At 69.0% G+C, this 15,966-nt stretch carries 17 protein-coding genes; 5 read left to right on the forward strand and 12 right to left on the reverse strand.

Annotated features, from left to right (window positions below; translation table 11 throughout):
* Positions 1-28: 28 nt before the first annotated feature.
* Both CLV67_RS38460 and CLV67_RS38465 read right to left on the reverse strand, forming a co-directional pair.
* Positions 29-595, reverse strand: coding sequence for an RNA 2'-phosphotransferase (locus tag CLV67_RS38460; protein ID WP_106327628.1), 567 nt, complete (start codon positions 593-595; stop codon positions 29-31).
* The gene (locus tag CLV67_RS38465; protein WP_106327909.1) at positions 592-1,368 is read right to left on the reverse strand and encodes a class I SAM-dependent methyltransferase; all 777 of its coding nucleotides are present in this window, start codon (positions 1,366-1,368) and stop codon (positions 592-594) included. Before CLV67_RS38465 ends, CLV67_RS38460 begins: the two co-directional genes overlap by 4 nt.
* Before the next feature lie 18 nt (positions 1,369-1,386).
* On the opposite strand from CLV67_RS38465, the gene CLV67_RS38470 reads away from it, so the two are divergent.
* Positions 1,387-1,758, forward strand: coding sequence for a PPOX class F420-dependent oxidoreductase (locus CLV67_RS38470; RefSeq protein WP_106327630.1), 372 nt, complete (start codon positions 1,387-1,389; stop codon positions 1,756-1,758).
* Positions 1,759-1,831: 73 nt separating this feature from the next.
* On the opposite strand, the gene CLV67_RS38475 is transcribed toward CLV67_RS38470, so the two are convergent.
* Together CLV67_RS38475 and CLV67_RS38480 are read right to left on the reverse strand one after the other, a co-directional pair.
* Positions 1,832-2,041 carry a BldC family transcriptional regulator gene (locus tag CLV67_RS38475; RefSeq protein WP_014687221.1) on the reverse strand — a complete coding sequence of 70 codons (210 nt, stop codon included), beginning with the start codon at positions 2,039-2,041 and terminating at the stop codon, positions 1,832-1,834.
* Positions 2,042-2,323: 282 nt separating this feature from the next.
* Complete coding sequence (locus tag CLV67_RS38480) at positions 2,324-3,163, reverse strand: DUF8083 family protein (RefSeq protein WP_106327632.1); 840 nt, start codon at positions 3,161-3,163, stop codon at positions 2,324-2,326.
* 151 nt (positions 3,164-3,314) lie between these two features.
* On the opposite strand from CLV67_RS38480, the gene CLV67_RS38485 reads away from it, so the two are divergent.
* Both CLV67_RS38485 and CLV67_RS38490 read left to right on the forward strand, forming a co-directional pair.
* Entirely contained in the window at positions 3,315-4,379 is a 1,065-nt protein-coding gene (locus CLV67_RS38485) for a Glu/Leu/Phe/Val family dehydrogenase (protein ID WP_106327634.1), read from the forward strand.
* A gap of 205 nt (positions 4,380-4,584) precedes the next feature.
* A complete protein-coding gene (locus CLV67_RS38490; protein ID WP_106327636.1) occupies positions 4,585-4,821 on the forward strand; it encodes a DUF3073 domain-containing protein in 237 nt (78 codons plus the stop codon).
* 124 nt (positions 4,822-4,945) lie between these two features.
* Here CLV67_RS38490 and amcA read toward each other — a convergent pair whose 3' ends face one another.
* The 5 genes from amcA to CLV67_RS38515 form a co-directional block, all read right to left on the reverse strand.
* The gene (amcA, locus tag CLV67_RS38495; protein ID WP_106327638.1) at positions 4,946-5,173 is read right to left on the reverse strand and encodes a multiple cyclophane-containing RiPP AmcA; all 228 of its coding nucleotides are present in this window, start codon (positions 5,171-5,173) and stop codon (positions 4,946-4,948) included.
* A complete protein-coding gene (amcB, locus tag CLV67_RS38500) occupies positions 5,142-6,245 on the reverse strand; it encodes a cyclophane-forming radical SAM peptide maturase AmcB (RefSeq protein WP_106327640.1) in 1,104 nt (367 codons plus the stop codon). Before amcB ends, amcA begins: the two co-directional genes overlap by 32 nt.
* A gap of 169 nt (positions 6,246-6,414) precedes the next feature.
* Complete coding sequence (purM, locus tag CLV67_RS38505; RefSeq protein ID WP_106327642.1) at positions 6,415-7,566, reverse strand: phosphoribosylformylglycinamidine cyclo-ligase; 1,152 nt, start codon at positions 7,564-7,566, stop codon at positions 6,415-6,417.
* 34 nt (positions 7,567-7,600) lie between these two features.
* Entirely contained in the window at positions 7,601-9,211 is a 1,611-nt protein-coding gene (gene purF / locus CLV67_RS38510; protein ID WP_106327644.1) for an amidophosphoribosyltransferase, read from the reverse strand.
* A 100-nt stretch (positions 9,212-9,311) separates the two neighbouring features.
* Complete coding sequence (locus CLV67_RS38515) at positions 9,312-9,671, reverse strand: sterol carrier family protein (RefSeq protein WP_106327646.1); 360 nt, start codon at positions 9,669-9,671, stop codon at positions 9,312-9,314.
* 316 nt (positions 9,672-9,987) lie between these two features.
* Between CLV67_RS38515 and CLV67_RS38520 the strand changes: the two genes are divergently transcribed.
* Positions 9,988-11,565 (forward strand): carboxypeptidase-like regulatory domain-containing protein, encoded by a 1,578-nt coding sequence (locus CLV67_RS38520; RefSeq protein WP_106327648.1) that lies wholly within the window; start codon positions 9,988-9,990, stop codon positions 11,563-11,565.
* A gap of 60 nt (positions 11,566-11,625) precedes the next feature.
* Here CLV67_RS38520 and purL read toward each other — a convergent pair whose 3' ends face one another.
* Genes purL through purS form a run of 3 tightly spaced genes read right to left on the reverse strand, consistent with a single transcriptional unit; the run spans position 11,626 to position 15,049 of the window.
* Positions 11,626-14,064 (reverse strand): phosphoribosylformylglycinamidine synthase subunit PurL, encoded by a 2,439-nt coding sequence (gene purL / locus CLV67_RS38525; RefSeq protein ID WP_239166507.1) that lies wholly within the window; start codon positions 14,062-14,064, stop codon positions 11,626-11,628.
* A gap of 32 nt (positions 14,065-14,096) precedes the next feature.
* A complete protein-coding gene (purQ, locus tag CLV67_RS38530) occupies positions 14,097-14,798 on the reverse strand; it encodes a phosphoribosylformylglycinamidine synthase subunit PurQ (protein WP_106327652.1) in 702 nt (233 codons plus the stop codon).
* The gene (purS, locus tag CLV67_RS38535) at positions 14,795-15,049 is read right to left on the reverse strand and encodes a phosphoribosylformylglycinamidine synthase subunit PurS (protein ID WP_106327911.1); all 255 of its coding nucleotides are present in this window, start codon (positions 15,047-15,049) and stop codon (positions 14,795-14,797) included. The genes purQ and purS overlap by 4 nt, the downstream gene beginning before the upstream one ends.
* A gap of 235 nt (positions 15,050-15,284) precedes the next feature.
* On the opposite strand from purS, the gene CLV67_RS38540 reads away from it, so the two are divergent.
* On the forward strand, positions 15,285-15,962 hold the full coding sequence (locus tag CLV67_RS38540; RefSeq protein WP_106327654.1) for a S1 family peptidase: 678 nt from the start codon (positions 15,285-15,287) through the stop codon (positions 15,960-15,962).
* Positions 15,963-15,966 lie beyond the last annotated feature (4 nt).

Raw genomic sequence — 15,966 nt, forward strand, 5'->3', positions numbered from 1 at the left:
ATTGTGGAGGCCGGATCAACCTGGGAGATTACGTATTTGTCCGTTTAACCGAAAGATGTCGAGGTGGCACGGACGAGGTCAACCACACCCCGTTGGCGCTGCGATGGAAGACGTGTCCCGCCTCGGCCATCGCCCCGGCCTCGACGCTGAACACCACCACGTCCTGCGAACGGCGTCGACCGACGGTCACCGCGGTCGGAAGATCGATCGAGAGGTGTACGTGATGCCGGCTCCGCGGGCGCAGGCCGTCACGCAGGATGGCCTCCAGGTTGGCTCGCGGGGTGCCGTGGAACAGCTCGGTGGGCGGTGCCGCGGCAGGCAGGTCCAGGTCCACGGCGACCCGCCGCGAATGCCCCTGGCTGGCCCGGATGCGATCGACGCCGTCCGGGCCGGTCTGCACGGCGAACCGTGACTTGTCGTTGTGCGCGACCACGAGATCGAGGTCGGCACGGGTGACCCCGAGCGCGGTCAGCAGGTCGGTGACCGGCACCCACCCGTTCGCGTCCAGGGTCAGACCGGCCGACTCCGGCCGGTGTCGCAGGACCAGGGACATCCGCCTGCTGAGGCGGACCTGGTCCCGGTTGAGAACCGTCATTCAATCAACTCCATGACGGCAACGTAGTACGGGTGGTCCTTGTCGTCGATCGATTTCAGCCGCCACGGTGTGCCCGCCACCAGGGCTTCCAGCTCGCTGACGGAGCAGTTGAGGTAGTCGAACCAGTCGGAGGCGAGCTCGCGGTACCGCAGCCGCAACCGCAACTGCCCGCCGAGCCGCCCACGGGCACGGTTGCTCTCGTGATAGGCCACGTGCAGGGGGTCGGTCGTCCCGTACGGATCGGTGCCCTGCGCGATGATCCGGGCCCCGGGAGCCGCCAGCCGGGCCAGCGCCGCCAGGAACACCGGTGCCCGCTCCGGACCCTCCAGCAGGCCGAGGTTGTTGCCGAGCATCAGGAACGTGTCGTACCGGACGGTGGCCCGGGAGAACTCGTCGACCGTGGTCAGCACCGTGTCGCGCAGGCCCCGGTCGCGGGCCACCTCGATCGCGCCGGCCGAGGTGTCCAGGCCGGTCACCGCCACGCCCCGGCTCTGCAGCTCGATCGCGATCCGGCCGGCGCCCACCCCGATGTCGAGGACCCGGCCGCGCGCCAGCCGTACCGCCCGGTGGTCGAAGGTCCGCCATTCGTCCGGCTCGGTCAGATAGTGCCCGGCCAGGGCTCCGTTGATCAGACCGTCGTCCCGCTCGATCACCTCGATCACGGGCCGCGGATACCGCCCTCCCGCGAGCGGACGGCGGCCGACGCCGAGGTGCACCGCATAGGCGTCGCGGATCATTTCTCCGAAGGCGTCACCGATCGCCGGATGAGTCATGGTCATTACTCTTGAGCGATGACCGCACTGGAGCAACTCGGCTCGGAGAAATACGTCCTTCTCACCACATTCCGCCGGGACGGCCGGGCAGTTCCGACCCCTTTATGGGTGGTTCCCGACGGTTCCGGCCTGGCCTTCTGGACAGTGGCCGGCAGCGGCAAGCTCAAGCGGATCCGCAACAGCGGGCGGGTCACGGTGGCCCCCTGCGACATGCGCGGCAATCCCACTGGCGAGGCTGTCGAGGCCACCGCGCGGATCGGCGATCACGCCGACCGGCTTCGCGTGGGCGAGGGCATCAAGAGGAAGTACGGGCTGGTCGGCCGCCTGACGATGCTCGGCAGCCGGCTGCGCCGGGGGGTCGACGGGACTGTCGCCGTCGTGGTGTCCTAAAAAGTTCTGTGAACGAAGAAGGGGCGATCGCCTTCCCCAGCGCTCGCCCCTTGCGACGTTACGGTCGACCTGGTCAGTCGCCCTGGCGCTGCGTGGGGATCTGCCCCTGCAGCAGGGCGCGGACCTCCGACTCCCGGTAACGACGGTGGCCACCCAGCGTGCGAATTGCGCTGAGCTTGCCCGCCTTCGCCCACCGAGTAACGGTCTTCGGGTCGACACGGAACATCGACGCCACCTCGGCCGGCGTTAGTAGCGGCTCAGGATCGTGCGTACGCGATGCCATCGGTCACTCCTCCACAGGTGCCTAAAAAACATCGGCCGGGGTCCCGCCGGCCGGTGCGTCTCTCATGGTCCGGCTAGTCCCCGATGTCCGACATGGGCCGAACGGACGAACGTCCCCAGATAGACGGATGAAGCATGCCCGATTTTTGCGCGTTTTATACGCCAGATAGTGTCTCGTTTGGCCCGATTATCACGCTTAGGCGAACGGTGATTACGAAGAGTGTTCGCTTCGGGAGCGTTCCCATGGGCCGAGAAAAATGGGTGTCTGTCCTATTTCCGCAGGTCAATTGCATCGCTCGAGAAGCTGGACGACACGCCACCGCGCCACAAGCTTCTCGTAAGCCTCACTTGCTGACTCAGCGTCACCGCGAGAAAGTGCCGAAAGTCCGGCTGCCACCAATCCGGGGGAATCGTCCTCGGTGAGGTTGTCCTCCGGGAGGAGGTTGACGAGACCGCCGTAGTCGAGCTCCACCACCGAGCGTGGATGGAACTCCTCCAGCCAGCGGGTTCCCTCCTCGACCGCCTCGGTGATCGGCGCGTCGCCCAGCGACTTGCGCAGCACCGACACCGCCCGGTGCGCCCGGCGGCGGGCCTTGGAGATCTCCGTGCGGTACCGCAGCACCCGGCGGCGGCCGGTCAGCGCGATCTCCCGCTCGTCCAGATCGACGAAGGCGAACCAGCGCAGCGGGACACCCCACGTGGAGATCTGCTCGTGCACTCTCGGCACACCCTGCTCCAGAACCTTCGCGCCGCTGCGCCAGTCCTCCACGACCGCTTTCGCCTGGCCGGCGAGCACTGGCGGAACGAACGCGTCGGCAAGCACAGCGGGCACGCCGTCCCGGGCGTTCAGTGCCGCCTCGGCGACCCGCAACCGCAGGTTCCAGGGGCAGACCAGCACGGCGTTGTCCCACTCCAGCACATAGGCCTCGTCGGGCAGATCGGGAAGCCGCGTCCAGCCGGCACCGAGGGCCTCGAGCACGGCGGTGCGCTGCCGGGCGGGACCCTCGACCAGGCCCAGATCGCGACCCTCGCGCGCGTACTCGCGCCAGAAGATCTGCCGCTCCCGGTCGAAGGCGGTCAGTGGCTCGTAAACCCGTAGGTACGACGCGAACAGTGACGGCACGGCGCGATCCTTTCACGAAACCGGCCGACTGGAACTTCCCGCGCGGACGTAATCGGCGCGCCATTCGCACGACTACGCTCGGCGGTACCGGCTCACCCCGCCGGGATCATGGGCCCCACGAAGGCCTACGCAGAGATCAGGAGAACCAGCGATGGACGTGTTCGACACCGACGGGCACGAACAGGTCGTCTTCTGCCAGGACCGGGACACCGGCCTCAAGGCGATCATCGGTATCTACTCGACGGCCCTCGGTCCCGCGCTCGGCGGCACCCGGTTCTACCCCTACGCGAGCGAGGCGGCCGCCCTCGCCGACGTGCTCAAGCTGTCCCGCGGCATGGCCTACAAGAACGCCATGGCCGGTCTCGACCTGGGCGGAGGCAAGGCGGTCATCTGGGGCGACCCGGCGAAACTCAAGACCGAAGCCCTTCTCCGGGCGTACGGCCGGTTCGTCGAGTCGCTGCGCGGCCGCTACTACACCGCCTGCGATGTCGGCACCTACGTGCAGGACATGGACGTCGTGGCCCGCGAGACCCGCTACGCGACCGGCCGCAGCGTGGAGCACGGCGGCGCAGGCGACTCCTCCGTCCTCACCGCCTGGGGCGTCTTCCAGGGCATGCGCGCCGCCGCCGAGCACACCTGGGGCACTGCGTCACTCGCCGGCCGGACCGTCGGCATCGCCGGCCTCGGCAAGGTCGGCAAGTACCTGGCCGGGCACCTCATCGAGGACGGCGCCTCGGTGGTCGCCACCGACGTGAGCGAGTCCGCCCTCGCCTGGGCCCGCGCCACCCACCCGGAGACCCGGCTCGTGCCGGACACCGCCACCCTGATCACTTCCGACATCGACGTGTACGCGCCGTGCGCCCTCGGCGGCGCGCTGAACGACGACACGGTGCCGGTGCTGCGGGCGAAGGTCGTGGCCGGTGGAGCCAACAACCAGCTTGCCCACTCCGGCATCAGCAAGCTGCTGGAGGACCGCGGCATCCTCTACACCCCCGACTACGTGGTGAACGCCGGCGGCGTGATCCAGGTGGCGGACGAGATCCACGGCTTCAACTTCGAGCGGGCCAAGCTCCGGGCGACCGGGATCTTCGAGACCACCCGGCGGCTGCTCCAGCTCGCCGTGGACGAGGGTGTCCCGCCGGCGACCGCGGCCGACCGGCTCGCCGAGCGACGGATGGCAGAGGTCGGCCGGTTGCGCTCGATCCACCTCGGCTGAGGTCGCTCGTCCACCTCGGCTGAGGTCGTGTGGGGCCTGCCGCGCGGCGTCTTTGAAGGTCTTCCGCGACGCGCGGCAGTGTCACACGCAACCCGAGGTGCCGAAGACGCCCTCGTCCATGTACCGTAAGACCCACGAGAGATGCCTGACGTCATCGGGGCCCAGCCTTCGGGCTGCCCCGAATTCTGTGCGAGGGGGTCGAGCCATGGGGCGCGGCCGTGCTAAGGCCAAGCAGACGAAGGTGGCCCGGGAGTTGAAGTATCACTCCCCGAACACCGACCTCACCGCCTTGCAGCGCGAACTGGCGGGTGCCGGTAAGTCCGACCGTCACTTCGACGACGACAACGATGAGTTCGTCGACGATGACGAGGACGACGCTGAAGACGACCAAGACTCCTGGAAACCTCAGGAATCCTGGTCGCCTACTACAAGGCGGCGCTGACCCCGTTTCGTACAGAGCACGCGGGCTTACCGCGTGCTCCAGTGTGTCACGTGGTCACGATTCCTACGGTTGACGACGAAGCCCACGCGGGCAAGCTCCGCGTGGGCTTCAACCGCCATCATCTTCAACGGGGACGGTTGTTCCAGTTGTAGAACGTAGGGATGTTCTCAAAGTGGTTCCAGGCGCACACCGCCGAGCCGCCGTCCTGCGGTGACTCCTCGGCGCGCTGTTCCCTGGCCACTTCCGCCTCCGCGATGAGCGCGGCCAGCCCGGCACGAGTGTCGCGCACCCGTGCCGTCACCGGATCCGTCTCCACGCCGTCAGACAGCTGTGGCTTCGTGATCTCGGGCATGATCCAGCACTCCCTCCAATAGGCGAATCTTGCTGTTGTGGCAGTGGTTCGTCTCGGTCACGTCGAACCTGCCGTGTTCGAAGTACCGGTTGGCGGCGTGCGCGCCCCCGCAGAAGCCGAAGTAGGGACAGCTGCTGCGGCATGCCTCGATCCCGGCCAGGAACTCCCGGATCCAGGGCGTACCGGCCGCACCGGCGAGAATCTCCGGCAGAGGCGTGGTCAGCACGTTGCCACTGGTGAAGTCGCCGTAGCGGGGATCGTGGAAGCCCGCCAGTTCGGGGGAGAGCAGCACGACCGACCCGTCGTGGGCGATCGTCGGAATCGGGTCCAGCCGCCGGGGCAGCAGGTCGTCGGCGTTGCCGTCGAGGACCGCGGCCGCATACCGCAGCGTCCACTCCACCTCGCGGAGATGGATCCGGGGGTCCCGGCGCCAGGCGGTCACCAATTCGGCCCAGAAGGCGCTCACAGCGGCCGGATCATGCCTGTTCAGCCGGGTGTTGACGCCCTCGAGCTCCTCGAGGTTGATACCGAGCACCTCGCAGCCGAGGCCGAGGAAGAAGTCGTAGAGCTCGGTGGCGACGCCCGGACCCGGATCACCGACCACGCAGAGGGTGGAGAACGGGATCCCGTGTGCCCGCAGCCGCTCGATACCGCGGACGATCAGGTCGTAGGCGGGCTTACCAGCCCGATCCACCCGGTCGTCGTTGCGGCTGCGCGGGCCGTCCACGCTGACGCTCACCCGGACGTCGTGCTCGATGAAGAACTCGCACCACGCGTCGTCGATCAGGGTCGCATTGGTCTGCACGTGGTGTTCCACGCCCGTGCCGAACGGCGCGAACAACGCGGCCAGGTGGTCCCGGCCGGCGGCGAGCGGCTCACCACCGTGCCACACCACCGAGAATCTGCCGGTACGGGCGAAGTCGGCCACTCCGGCAGCGACGGCCTCGGCGACCGCGACCGGCATCTTGCGGTTCTCCCGGCGGAGCGGCAGATAGCAGTAGCCACACGCGAGATTGCAGAGGGTAGTGGGTTGCATGACGACGTATCCGGGTTCCGCCGAGATGCCCCGCATCCCGCTCCACGCAATCGCCATGTCCCGCACACTCCCGTCCGGCATTCGTGACTCAGGTCAGGCTAGGCCTCGCGCTCCACAGTCCATGCGAAAGATCCGCATGTGCCGGACATCGACACACGCGGATCATTTCACGTTCGGACTATTGCGAACCAGAATCACTTTCCGGTCAGCCCCGGGTGTACGACCCCAGCATCTGCACCTCGCCGGAGCCCTCGACGACCTCGCCGACCTGCCAGGCCTCGACACCACGGCCGGTCAGGTAGGCCATCGCCCGGTCCGCGTCGTCGGACGAGACGATCGCGAACATGCCGACACCCATGTTGAAAGTGGCCTCCATCTCCGAGTCCTCGATCCGGCCCTTGGCCTGGATCAGGTCGAAGATCGGCTGCGGACGCCAGGTGGACCGGTCGACCACGGCGTCCATGGTGGTGGGGAGGACCCGGTTCAGGTTGCCGGGGATGCCGCCGCCGGTGACGTGCGAGAACGCCCGGACGTCGGTCTCCTCGATCAGGCCCAGGCAGTCCTTGGCGTAGATCTTGGTGGGGGTGAGCAGCTCCTCGCCCAGGGTGCGCTGGGTGCCGAAGTCGTCGACCACGGTGTCCAGGCGCATCCGGCCGGCGCCGAGAAGCACGTGCCGGACCAGTGAGTAACCGTTGGAGTGCAGGCCGGACGAGCGCATCGCGATGACCGCGTCGCCCAGCTCGACCCGGTCCTTGCCGAGGATCTCGCTCTCCTCCACCACCCCGACACCGGTGGCGGAGACGTCGTACTCGTCGGGGCGCAGGACGCCCGGGTGCTCGGCGGTCTCGCCACCGAGCAGCGCGCAACCGGCGTACCGGCAGCCGTCGGCGATACCCGCGCCGATCTCGGCCACCTTGTCCGGGACGACCTCACCGCAGGCGATGTAGTCGAGCAGGAACAGCGGCTCGGCACCACAGGCCACCAGATCGTCGACGACCATGGCGACCAGGTCGATGCCGATCGTGTCGTGGATGTCGAGCTGCTGGGCGATCACCAGCTTGGTCCCGACGCCATCGGTGGACGACGCCAGGATCGGGCTCTTGTACTTCGCGGTGTTCAGCCGGAACAGGCCGGAGAAGCCGCCCAGGTCACCGATCACCTCGGGCCGCGTGGTCTTGCGGACCTTCGACTTGAGCAGCTCGACGGCCCGGTCACCGGCCTCGATGGAGACACCCGCGGCGGCGTACGTGGCCGAACGCTTGCGCGGTCCGCGTGCGGAGCCGGCCGTCCAAGGCTGACGGTCGCCTCCCTCGGCGCCGTTGGATCCGGCACTGCTGCGCTCGGACACGTGGGTCACGGTTCTCCCCTTAGCGGTTCTGTATAACTCAAGGTCACGGGTGGTGCAGCGCGGTCGCGCCGCCAGGGCTGGCGACCAGCGGCTCCGTTGCCGGACGGTCGTCGGTCGCGTGCTCGCGGGCCTCGTAGCCCGCCTCGAGGTCGGCGACGGCGGCCGTGGCCGCCTCATCGGTGGCGCCCGGCATCGACGCCCGGCGGCCGACACCCTCCAGGACGTGCTTGCCGATCAGGTCACCGGCCGGCAGCTCGATCGGATACTCCCCGTCGAAGCAGGCCATGCAGAGCCGGGACTTCGGCTGCTCGGTCGCCTGGATCAGGTTGTCGAGCGAGACGTACCCCAGGCTGTCGGCGCCGATCGAGCGGCGGATCCCGTCGAGCTCCAGGCCGTTGGCGATCAGCTCGGCCCGGGTCGCGAAGTCGATGCCGTAGAAGCACGGCCACTTGACCGGCGGCGAGGAGATCCGGACATGGATCTCCAATGCGCCGGCCTCGCGCAGCATGCGGATCTGGGCGCGCTGGGTGTTGCCGCGGACGATCGAGTCGTCGATCACGACGATCCGCTTGCCGCGGACCACCTCGCGCAGCGGGTTCAGCTTCAGCCGGATGCCGAGCTGACGGATGGTCTGCGACGGCTGGATGAAGGTCCGGCCGACGTAGGCGTTCTTCATGAAGCCGGCGCTGTACGGAATACCGGACGCCTCGGCGTAACCGATCGCGGCCGGGATGCCCGACTCGGGCACACCGATCACCAGGTCCGCCTCGACCGGGTGCTCCTTGGCCAGCTTGCGGCCCACCTCGACACGAGCCGAGTAGATGTTGCGGCCGGCGATCGTGGTGTCCGGGCGGGCCAGATACACGTACTCGAAGAGACAGCCCTTGGGATCGGGAGCCGCGAAGCGGCTGGACCGCAGACCGTGTTCGTCGATCGCGATGATCTCGCCGGGTTCGACCTCGCGGACGAAGTTGGCGCCGGTGATGTCGAGGGCGGCGGTCTCACTGGCGACCACCCAGCCCCGCTCCATCCGGCCGAGTACCAGCGGGCGGACGCCCTGGGCGTCGCGCGCGGCGTAGAGGGTGTGCTCGTCCATGAAGACGAAGCTGAAGGCACCGCGCAGGGTCGGCAGCAGCTCCATCGCGGCGGCCTCGACCGAGAGGTCGGGACGGCCCGCGAGCAGAGTGGTGACCAGGGCGGTGTCGGAGGTGGAGTCGCCCACCTCGAGGCCGCGGTCGGCGACCTCCTTCGCCAGCTCGGCGGTGTTGACCAGATTGCCGTTGTGCGCCAGCGCGATGGTCGTGCCGGCCGGGGTGGCGCGGATCGTGGGCTGGGCGTTCTCCCAGTTGGATCCACCGGTGGTGGAGTAGCGCGCGTGGCCGATCGCGAGGTGGCCGCGAAGGCTCGCCAGCGTCGGTTCGTCGAACACCTGCGAGACCAGGCCGATGTCCTTGTAGACCACCACGCCGGACCCGTCGCTCACCGCGATGCCGGCAGCCTCCTGGCCCCGGTGCTGGAGTGCGTAGAGCCCGAAGTAGGTGAGTTTGGCGACCTCTTCCTCTGGGGCCCAGACGCCGAAGACGCCGCAGGCATCCTGGGGGCCGCGCTCCTGGGGGTCGAGATCGTCGGTCAAACGGCCGTCGCCTCGGGGCACCTGCTCGCTCCCTCATGTCGGGGTCTGCATGGACCGCGAACTGGCTGGTCCATCCGACCGACCAGTGTACGCGAGCCCGCGGGAAGGGCACCCGGGCTCGTCAGCCCGAGAGCGGCAGGTACTCGGTGATATCCGTCCGGATCCCACTGGCCCGGAGACGACCGTCACGCAACGCGTCGTCCCACCCGAGTCGGCCGGTGGCCACGAGCAGCCAGGTCTTCGGATCCGTTTCGACCACATTGGGCGGTGTGCCACGGGTGTGCCGCGGGCCGGGGACGCACTGAATCGCACCGAAAGGTGGAACTCGCACCTCCACCGAACGGCCAGGCGCCCGTCGGGACAACTCGGTCAGCAGTGCTCGCACGGCATCACGCAGCACCATGCGGTCCGGCTCGACACCCCGGTCGAGCGCGTCCAACGCCTCGGCCACCGACTCGGATTTATTGTGCGGAGAAGACATGTCGGGACGATACGACCCGAGTTGAGGAGAACGGCACACCGCCCTGGGTCGCGTAAGTGACATACGACAAGGCATAGTTGCCGACGGTGTACACGTCGTGGGATCCACCGGACATCGAAGGAACCGGGGACCGCGCGACCGGAAGGCGGTGGACGTGACAACGCACCTACGAGCCCGGACGGCCCAGGCCGGTGCGTTCCTGGCACTGGTAGTCGGGGTATTGACCGGGATACAAGCTCCTGCCCTGGCAGACAACCCGACCGTGAGCATCGAGCGGGTGTCACCAACGACCGTCGCTTCCGGCTCTACTGTAACCATGCGGTTTACCGTTAGTGACCCCAATCCCGGGGAACAGGGCGATCCGCAGCTGGAGATCACCGTCAGCGGGATGAACTGCGGTTGCAACTCGCGCGAGCGGATCGACGGCAACAAAGACTTCGACGTCACCCTGACCGCGCCGAACGTGGCCGCCGGCCAGTCGCGGGACGTCACCATCACGGTCAGCGCGAAACGCGCCAACGGTGAGTCCGCCCAGGACACGGAGACCGTCAAGGTCGAGGGTCCCGCCGCTCCGACGACCGTCCGGCAGGTGTCCGGGCGGATCAAGGACAACGGCGGAGCCCGGGTCTCCGGCGTGCAGGTGGTGATGAAGGACTCCGCGGGTCACCAGTACCAGACCACCACCGACGGCGACGGCGGTTACTCCTTCACCTCCTCGGACTCCCAGCCGATCGCGGCCGGCAACATCCAGATCGCCGCGGCGAAGGAGGGCTTCGAGCCCGCGAACGTGAGCGTGCAGGGCGGTGCCGGCCGGACCGTCAACGTCCCGCTCACCCTCAAGAAGACGGCTGCGGCGACCTCGCCGACACCGTCCGCGAGTTCCTCCGCCAGCGCCGCGGCGACCGAGCCGGTCGACGACGAGGAGACCACCGACGAGGAGACCCAGGGCATCAACCTGGGCGCGGACCCCGACGAGGCCGCCAACACCACCGACGACGACGGCACCAACTGGCTGCTGATCGCGATGGGCGGCCTGCTCGTCGCGGCCGGCATCGGCGCGATGGTGCTGGTCATGATGCGTCGTAAGCGGGCCGACGAGCTCAGCTCGGACACCGGCCTCGGCACGGCGGTCCCGGCGAGCGCCGGCGGCTTCGACGCCACCCGGGTGGCCGCGCCGGCCGGCGTCGGCCGCGGTGGTGACGCCACGATGATCGCTCCGGCCGCCGGCATGGGTGGCGGTCTCGGTGCCGGCCTCGCCGACGCGCCCACGATGATCCACCGGCAGCAGCCGGTCGAGGACGAGTTCCCGGACCCGTACGGCGCTCCGCTGCCTCCCGGCGGCGGCTACGCCGGCGGCGGCAACCAGTGGGACGACCCGCAGCAGGGTGGCAACTACGGCGGCGGCAACTACGGGGCTACCCAGACGTACGGGCAGCAGCAGGGCGGCGGCAGCTACGGCGCTCAGGGCGGCCAGCCCCAGCGGTACGACGAGCACACCAGCATGTACCAGCCCGAGCAGCCCCAGCGGTACGACGAGCACACCAACATGTACCAGCCCGAGCAGGGCGGTAACTACGGCGGCGGCTACGACCAGGGCGGCTACGACCAGCCCCAGCAGGGTGGCTACGACCAGGGCTGGAACGGTCAGGACGCCGGTGGCTACGGCCCGCAGGCTGGCTACGACCAGGGGGGCTACCCGCCGCAGGGTGGCAACTACGGCGGCGGCTACGACCAGGGCGGCTACGACCAGCCCCAGCAGGGTGGCTACCCCCAGCAGGGCGGTAACTACGGCGGCGGCTACGACCAGCAGCAGGGCGGTTACCCGCAGCAGGGTGCCGGCAACTACGGCAACAAGAACCCCCAGCGCCCGAACCGGGACTGGATGGACGACTGATCTGACGCCATGAAGAAGGGCCCCGCGCGATCCGCGCGGGGCCCTTCTTCTATGTGCTGATCAGGCGCTGGCGGGCGGGTCGATCGGCCCACCCGGAGCCTGCGGGCTCAGCTCCAGAGTCACCGAGCGAACCTCACCGGAGGTCACCGGTGCGGCCTCCTCCTCGCCGGCGTGCCGATTCACCAGCTCGGCGGTGCCGCCGAACAGGTTGGGCAGCGTCGACGACCAGGCCTCACGCAGTTCGTCCAGCGGGATGGTGAACTGGCCCTCCACCTGCAGCGCCGCCTCCTCGGAGGTGACACCGAGCGGGGTGACCGGAACACCGTGCTCGGCCACGAGGGCGAGGAACGCCTTGTCGTGGCCGCGCGGCACGGCGACCAGGGCACGGCCGGCCGACTCGCTGAACAGGTGGACGAACGGCGAGTTGCCGTCCTCCGGGAACGTCACCTTCGCGCCGACGCCGTGGCGCAGCGTGCTCTCCACGAGCACCTGGGCCAGGCCGCCGTCGGAGAGGTCGTGTGCGGCGCTGACCAGGCCGGACTTCGACGCCTGGGCCATCACCTTGCCGAGCGCCTGCTCGGCTGCGAGGTCGACCTTCGGCGGGCGGCCGCCGAGGTGCTCGTGAGTCACCCAGGCCCACTCCGAGCCGGAGAGCTCCACGCGGGTCTCGCCGAGCAGGAAGAGCAGGTCGCCACCGGCCTTGGCCGGCCGCGGGAAGCCCATCGGGACGCGGCGGGCCACGTCGTCGAAGACACCGAGCACGCCGACCACCGGGGTCGGGTGGATCGCGGCGGCGCCGGTCTGGTTGTAGAAGCTGACGTTGCCGCCGGTCACCGGGGTGCCCAGCTGCAGACAGCCGTCGGCGAGACCACGGGTGGCCTCGGCGAACTGCCACATCACGTGCGGGTCCTCGGGCGAGCCGAAGTTGAGGCAGTCGGTCACCGCGACCGGCTCGGCGCCGGTGACGGCGACGTTCCGGTACGCCTCGGCGAGCGCGAGCCTCGCACCCTCGTACGGGTCGAGGCGCGCAAACCGCCCGTTGCCGTCGACGGACAGCGCAACCCCGAGGCCGGTCTCCTCGTCGATCCGGAGCACGCCGGAGTCCTCCGGCTGGGCCAGGATCGTGTTGCCGAGCACGTACCGGTCGTACTGCTCGGTGACCCAGGTCTTGTCGCAGAGATTCGGCGACGCGGCCATCCGCAGCACGGTCTCCCGCAGTGCGTCGCCGGTCGTGGGACGCGGCAGCGTCTCGGCCCGGTCGGCCTGCAGCAGCATCACGTCGTTCGGCTCGCGGATCGGCCGGTTGTAGACCGGACCGTCGTCGGCGAGCGAACCCGGCGGCACGTCGACGACGACGTGGTCGTTCCACGTGATCAGCAGGCGGCCCGGGGTGCCGTCGGCGGCGGCCGCGGTGACCTCGCCGATGGCGGTGGCCCAGACGCCCCACTTCTCGGCGACCTTGAGCACGGCGTCGAGGTTCTCCGGGGTGACGATGAGGAGCATCCGCTCCTGCGACTCGCTGGCCAGGATCTCGGTCGGCGACATCGAGGCCTCGCGCAGCGGGACCCGCTCCAGCCAGACCCGCATGCCGGTGCCGGCCGCCGCGGCGGTCTCGGTGAGCGCGCAGGTGAGGCCGGCGCCGCCGAGGTCCTGGATGCCGGAGACGAGACCGGCGTCGTAGAGCTCGAGGCAGCTCTCGATCAGCAGCTTCTCCATGAAGGGGTCACCGACCTGCACCGACGGACGGCGCTGTTCGGCCTCCTCGTCGAAGGTGGCCGAGGCCAGCACGGAGACGCCGCCGATGCCGTCACGCCCGGTCCGGGCGCCGAGCAGCACGACGATGTTGCCGGTGCCGGTGGCTTCCTTCTTCTGGAGCCGCTCGACCGGCAGGACACCGATGCTGAGCGCGTTGACCAGCGGGTTGCCCTGGTAGCACGGGTCGAAGACGATCTCGCCGCCGATGTTCGGCAGGCCCAGGCAGTTGCCGTAGCCACCGATGCCGGCAACGACACCGGGCAGCACCCGGGCGGTGTCGGGGTGATCGTGTGCACCGAAGCGCAGCGGGTCCATCACCGCGATCGGCCGGGCACCCATCGCCAGGATGTCGCGGACGATGCCGCCGACACCGGTGGCCGCACCCTGGTACGGCTCGACGTAGCTGGGGTGGTTGTGCGACTCGACCTTGAAGGTGACCGCGATCTTCTCGGAGATCTGCACCACACCGGCGTTCTCGCCGATGCCGGCCAGCATGCGAGTGTTCGGCGGGGCCTTCTCACTGAACTGCTTGAGGTGCACCTTGCTCGACTTGTACGAGCAGTGCTCGCTCCACATGATCGAGTACATCGCCAGCTCGGACGCGGTCGGCCGACGCCCGAGAATCTCACGGATCTTGGCGTACTCGTCGTCCTTGAGGCCCAGGTCGGTGTAGGGCTGGAGCTCGTCCGGGGACTTCTCCGCCCGCTCGACGGTGTCGGGCTCGTCGGAGCCGGTGGCGAGCACGTCGGTCGCAGCGAAACCGCTCTGCTGCGTCGTCACTGTTGTCCCCCTGCGAGCTGACCGTCCTTCGCCAGGCTGCGCAGGACTGAGGTGAAGAAGCCGAGGCCGTCCAGCGACGGGCCGGTCAACGCCTCCACGGCGTGTTCCGGGTGCGGCATGATGCCGACGACGTTGCCGGCCTCGTTGGTGATGCCCGCGATGTCGCGCTGCGAGCCGTTCGGGTTGCCCTTGATGTAGCGGGCGATGACCCGGCCCTCGGCCTCGAGCGCGTCCAGAGTCTTCGTGTCCGCGACGAAGCAACCCTCGCCGTTCTTCACCGGGATCAGGATCTCCTGACCGGCGGTGAAGCCGTTGGTCCAGGCGGTGTTGGTGGACTCGACCTTGAGCCACTGGTCGCGGTTGCGGAAGTGAAGGTGCTGGTTCCGGGTCAGGGCGCCGGGCAGCAGGTGCGCCTCGCACAGGACCTGGAAACCGTTGCAGATGCCGAGCACGGGCAGACCGCCCCGCGCGGCGTCGATGATGGACTCCATCACCGGCGCGAACCGGGCGATGGCGCCGCAGCGCAGATAGTCGCCGTAAGAGAACCCGCCGGGAAGGACGACCGCGTCGACGCCGTGCAGGTCCGGGTCGCCGTGCCAGAGGCGGACCGCCTCGGCTCCGGCGATCCGGGCGGCGCGGGCGGCGTCCCCGTCGTCGAGCGAACCCGGGAAGGTGACCACACCGATCCGCATGGTCAGGCGACCTCCGCCGCAACGCCTTCGACGCGGATCTCGAAGTCCTCGATCACCGGGTTGGCGAGCAGCTTGTCGGCGATCTCACGGGCCCGGTCAAGGTCGGGTTCCCCGGTGAAATCGATCTCGATCCGGCGGCCGATGCGGACAGAAGAGACATCGGTGACGCCGAGCCGGGGCAGCGCATTCGCCACCGCTTGACCCTGCGGGTCCAGGATCTCCGGCTTGAGCATGACGTCGACCACGACGCGAGCCACGGGCACTCCTGACTGATAGGTGTAAGCAGCCCGAAGCCTACCCGGTGGGGCCCGCGCACAAGCCGGGGGCCGGTGTCGGCAGCCCGACCCGAGCGTCAGTTGAGCTGGGCATGCACGCGTGCCGCCGGACCATCCTCCAGTGATATGTATCAATTGAACTCTGGGGCGGACGGCCGTCGCGTCGTAGTTTGCATTCGTCGATTTCGATTAACTTTCCCCAGAAGGAGATCTCGACGTGCGCATTCGACTCCTCGCCGCCGTGGCCGGCGCCATCACCGCACTGGTCGCCCCCGCCGCAGCCCACGCCGACGAGCCCGTTACCCCGTACATCATCGGAGGCGGCACCGTCTCCTCCGCGCCCTGGGCCGCAGCGGTCCTGAGCAACGGCAGCTTCACCTGCTCCGGCACGATCATCTCGGCGAACTACGTGCTCACCGCGCGGCACTGCGTCAACGGGACGATGTCGGTACGCGTCGGCAGCGTCAACCGCACCTCGGGCGGCGTCACCCGGTCCGTGTCCGCCACCTCGACCCGTTACGACCTCGCCCTGCTGCGCCTGAGCAGCTCGGTCAGCACCAGCTACATGCCGCTGTCCAGCGCGTACCCGCCGGTCGGCTCGACCAACAACATCTACGGCTGGGGCATGACCTGCTACTCCGGCTGCTCGGCGTCGACCACGCTGAAGACCGCCACGGTTCAGGTCACCTCGACGAACCAGACCGACGCGTACGGCGGCCGCGCGATCGGCAGCACGCGCATCAACGGCAACGCGTGGCGTGGCGACTCGGGCGGCCCGCAGGTCTACAACGGAGCCCAGGTGGGCGTCGCGTCGACCGCGGACGGCCAGAGCCGCCAGTACTACGGCAGCGTCGCCTACAACCGGGCGTGGATCACCTCGGTGGCCGGCGTCTAGTCGG

Origin of the sequence: Actinoplanes italicus (assembly GCF_003001815.1) — a bacterium.
GTDB lineage: Bacteria > Actinomycetota > Actinomycetes > Mycobacteriales > Micromonosporaceae > Actinoplanes > Actinoplanes italicus.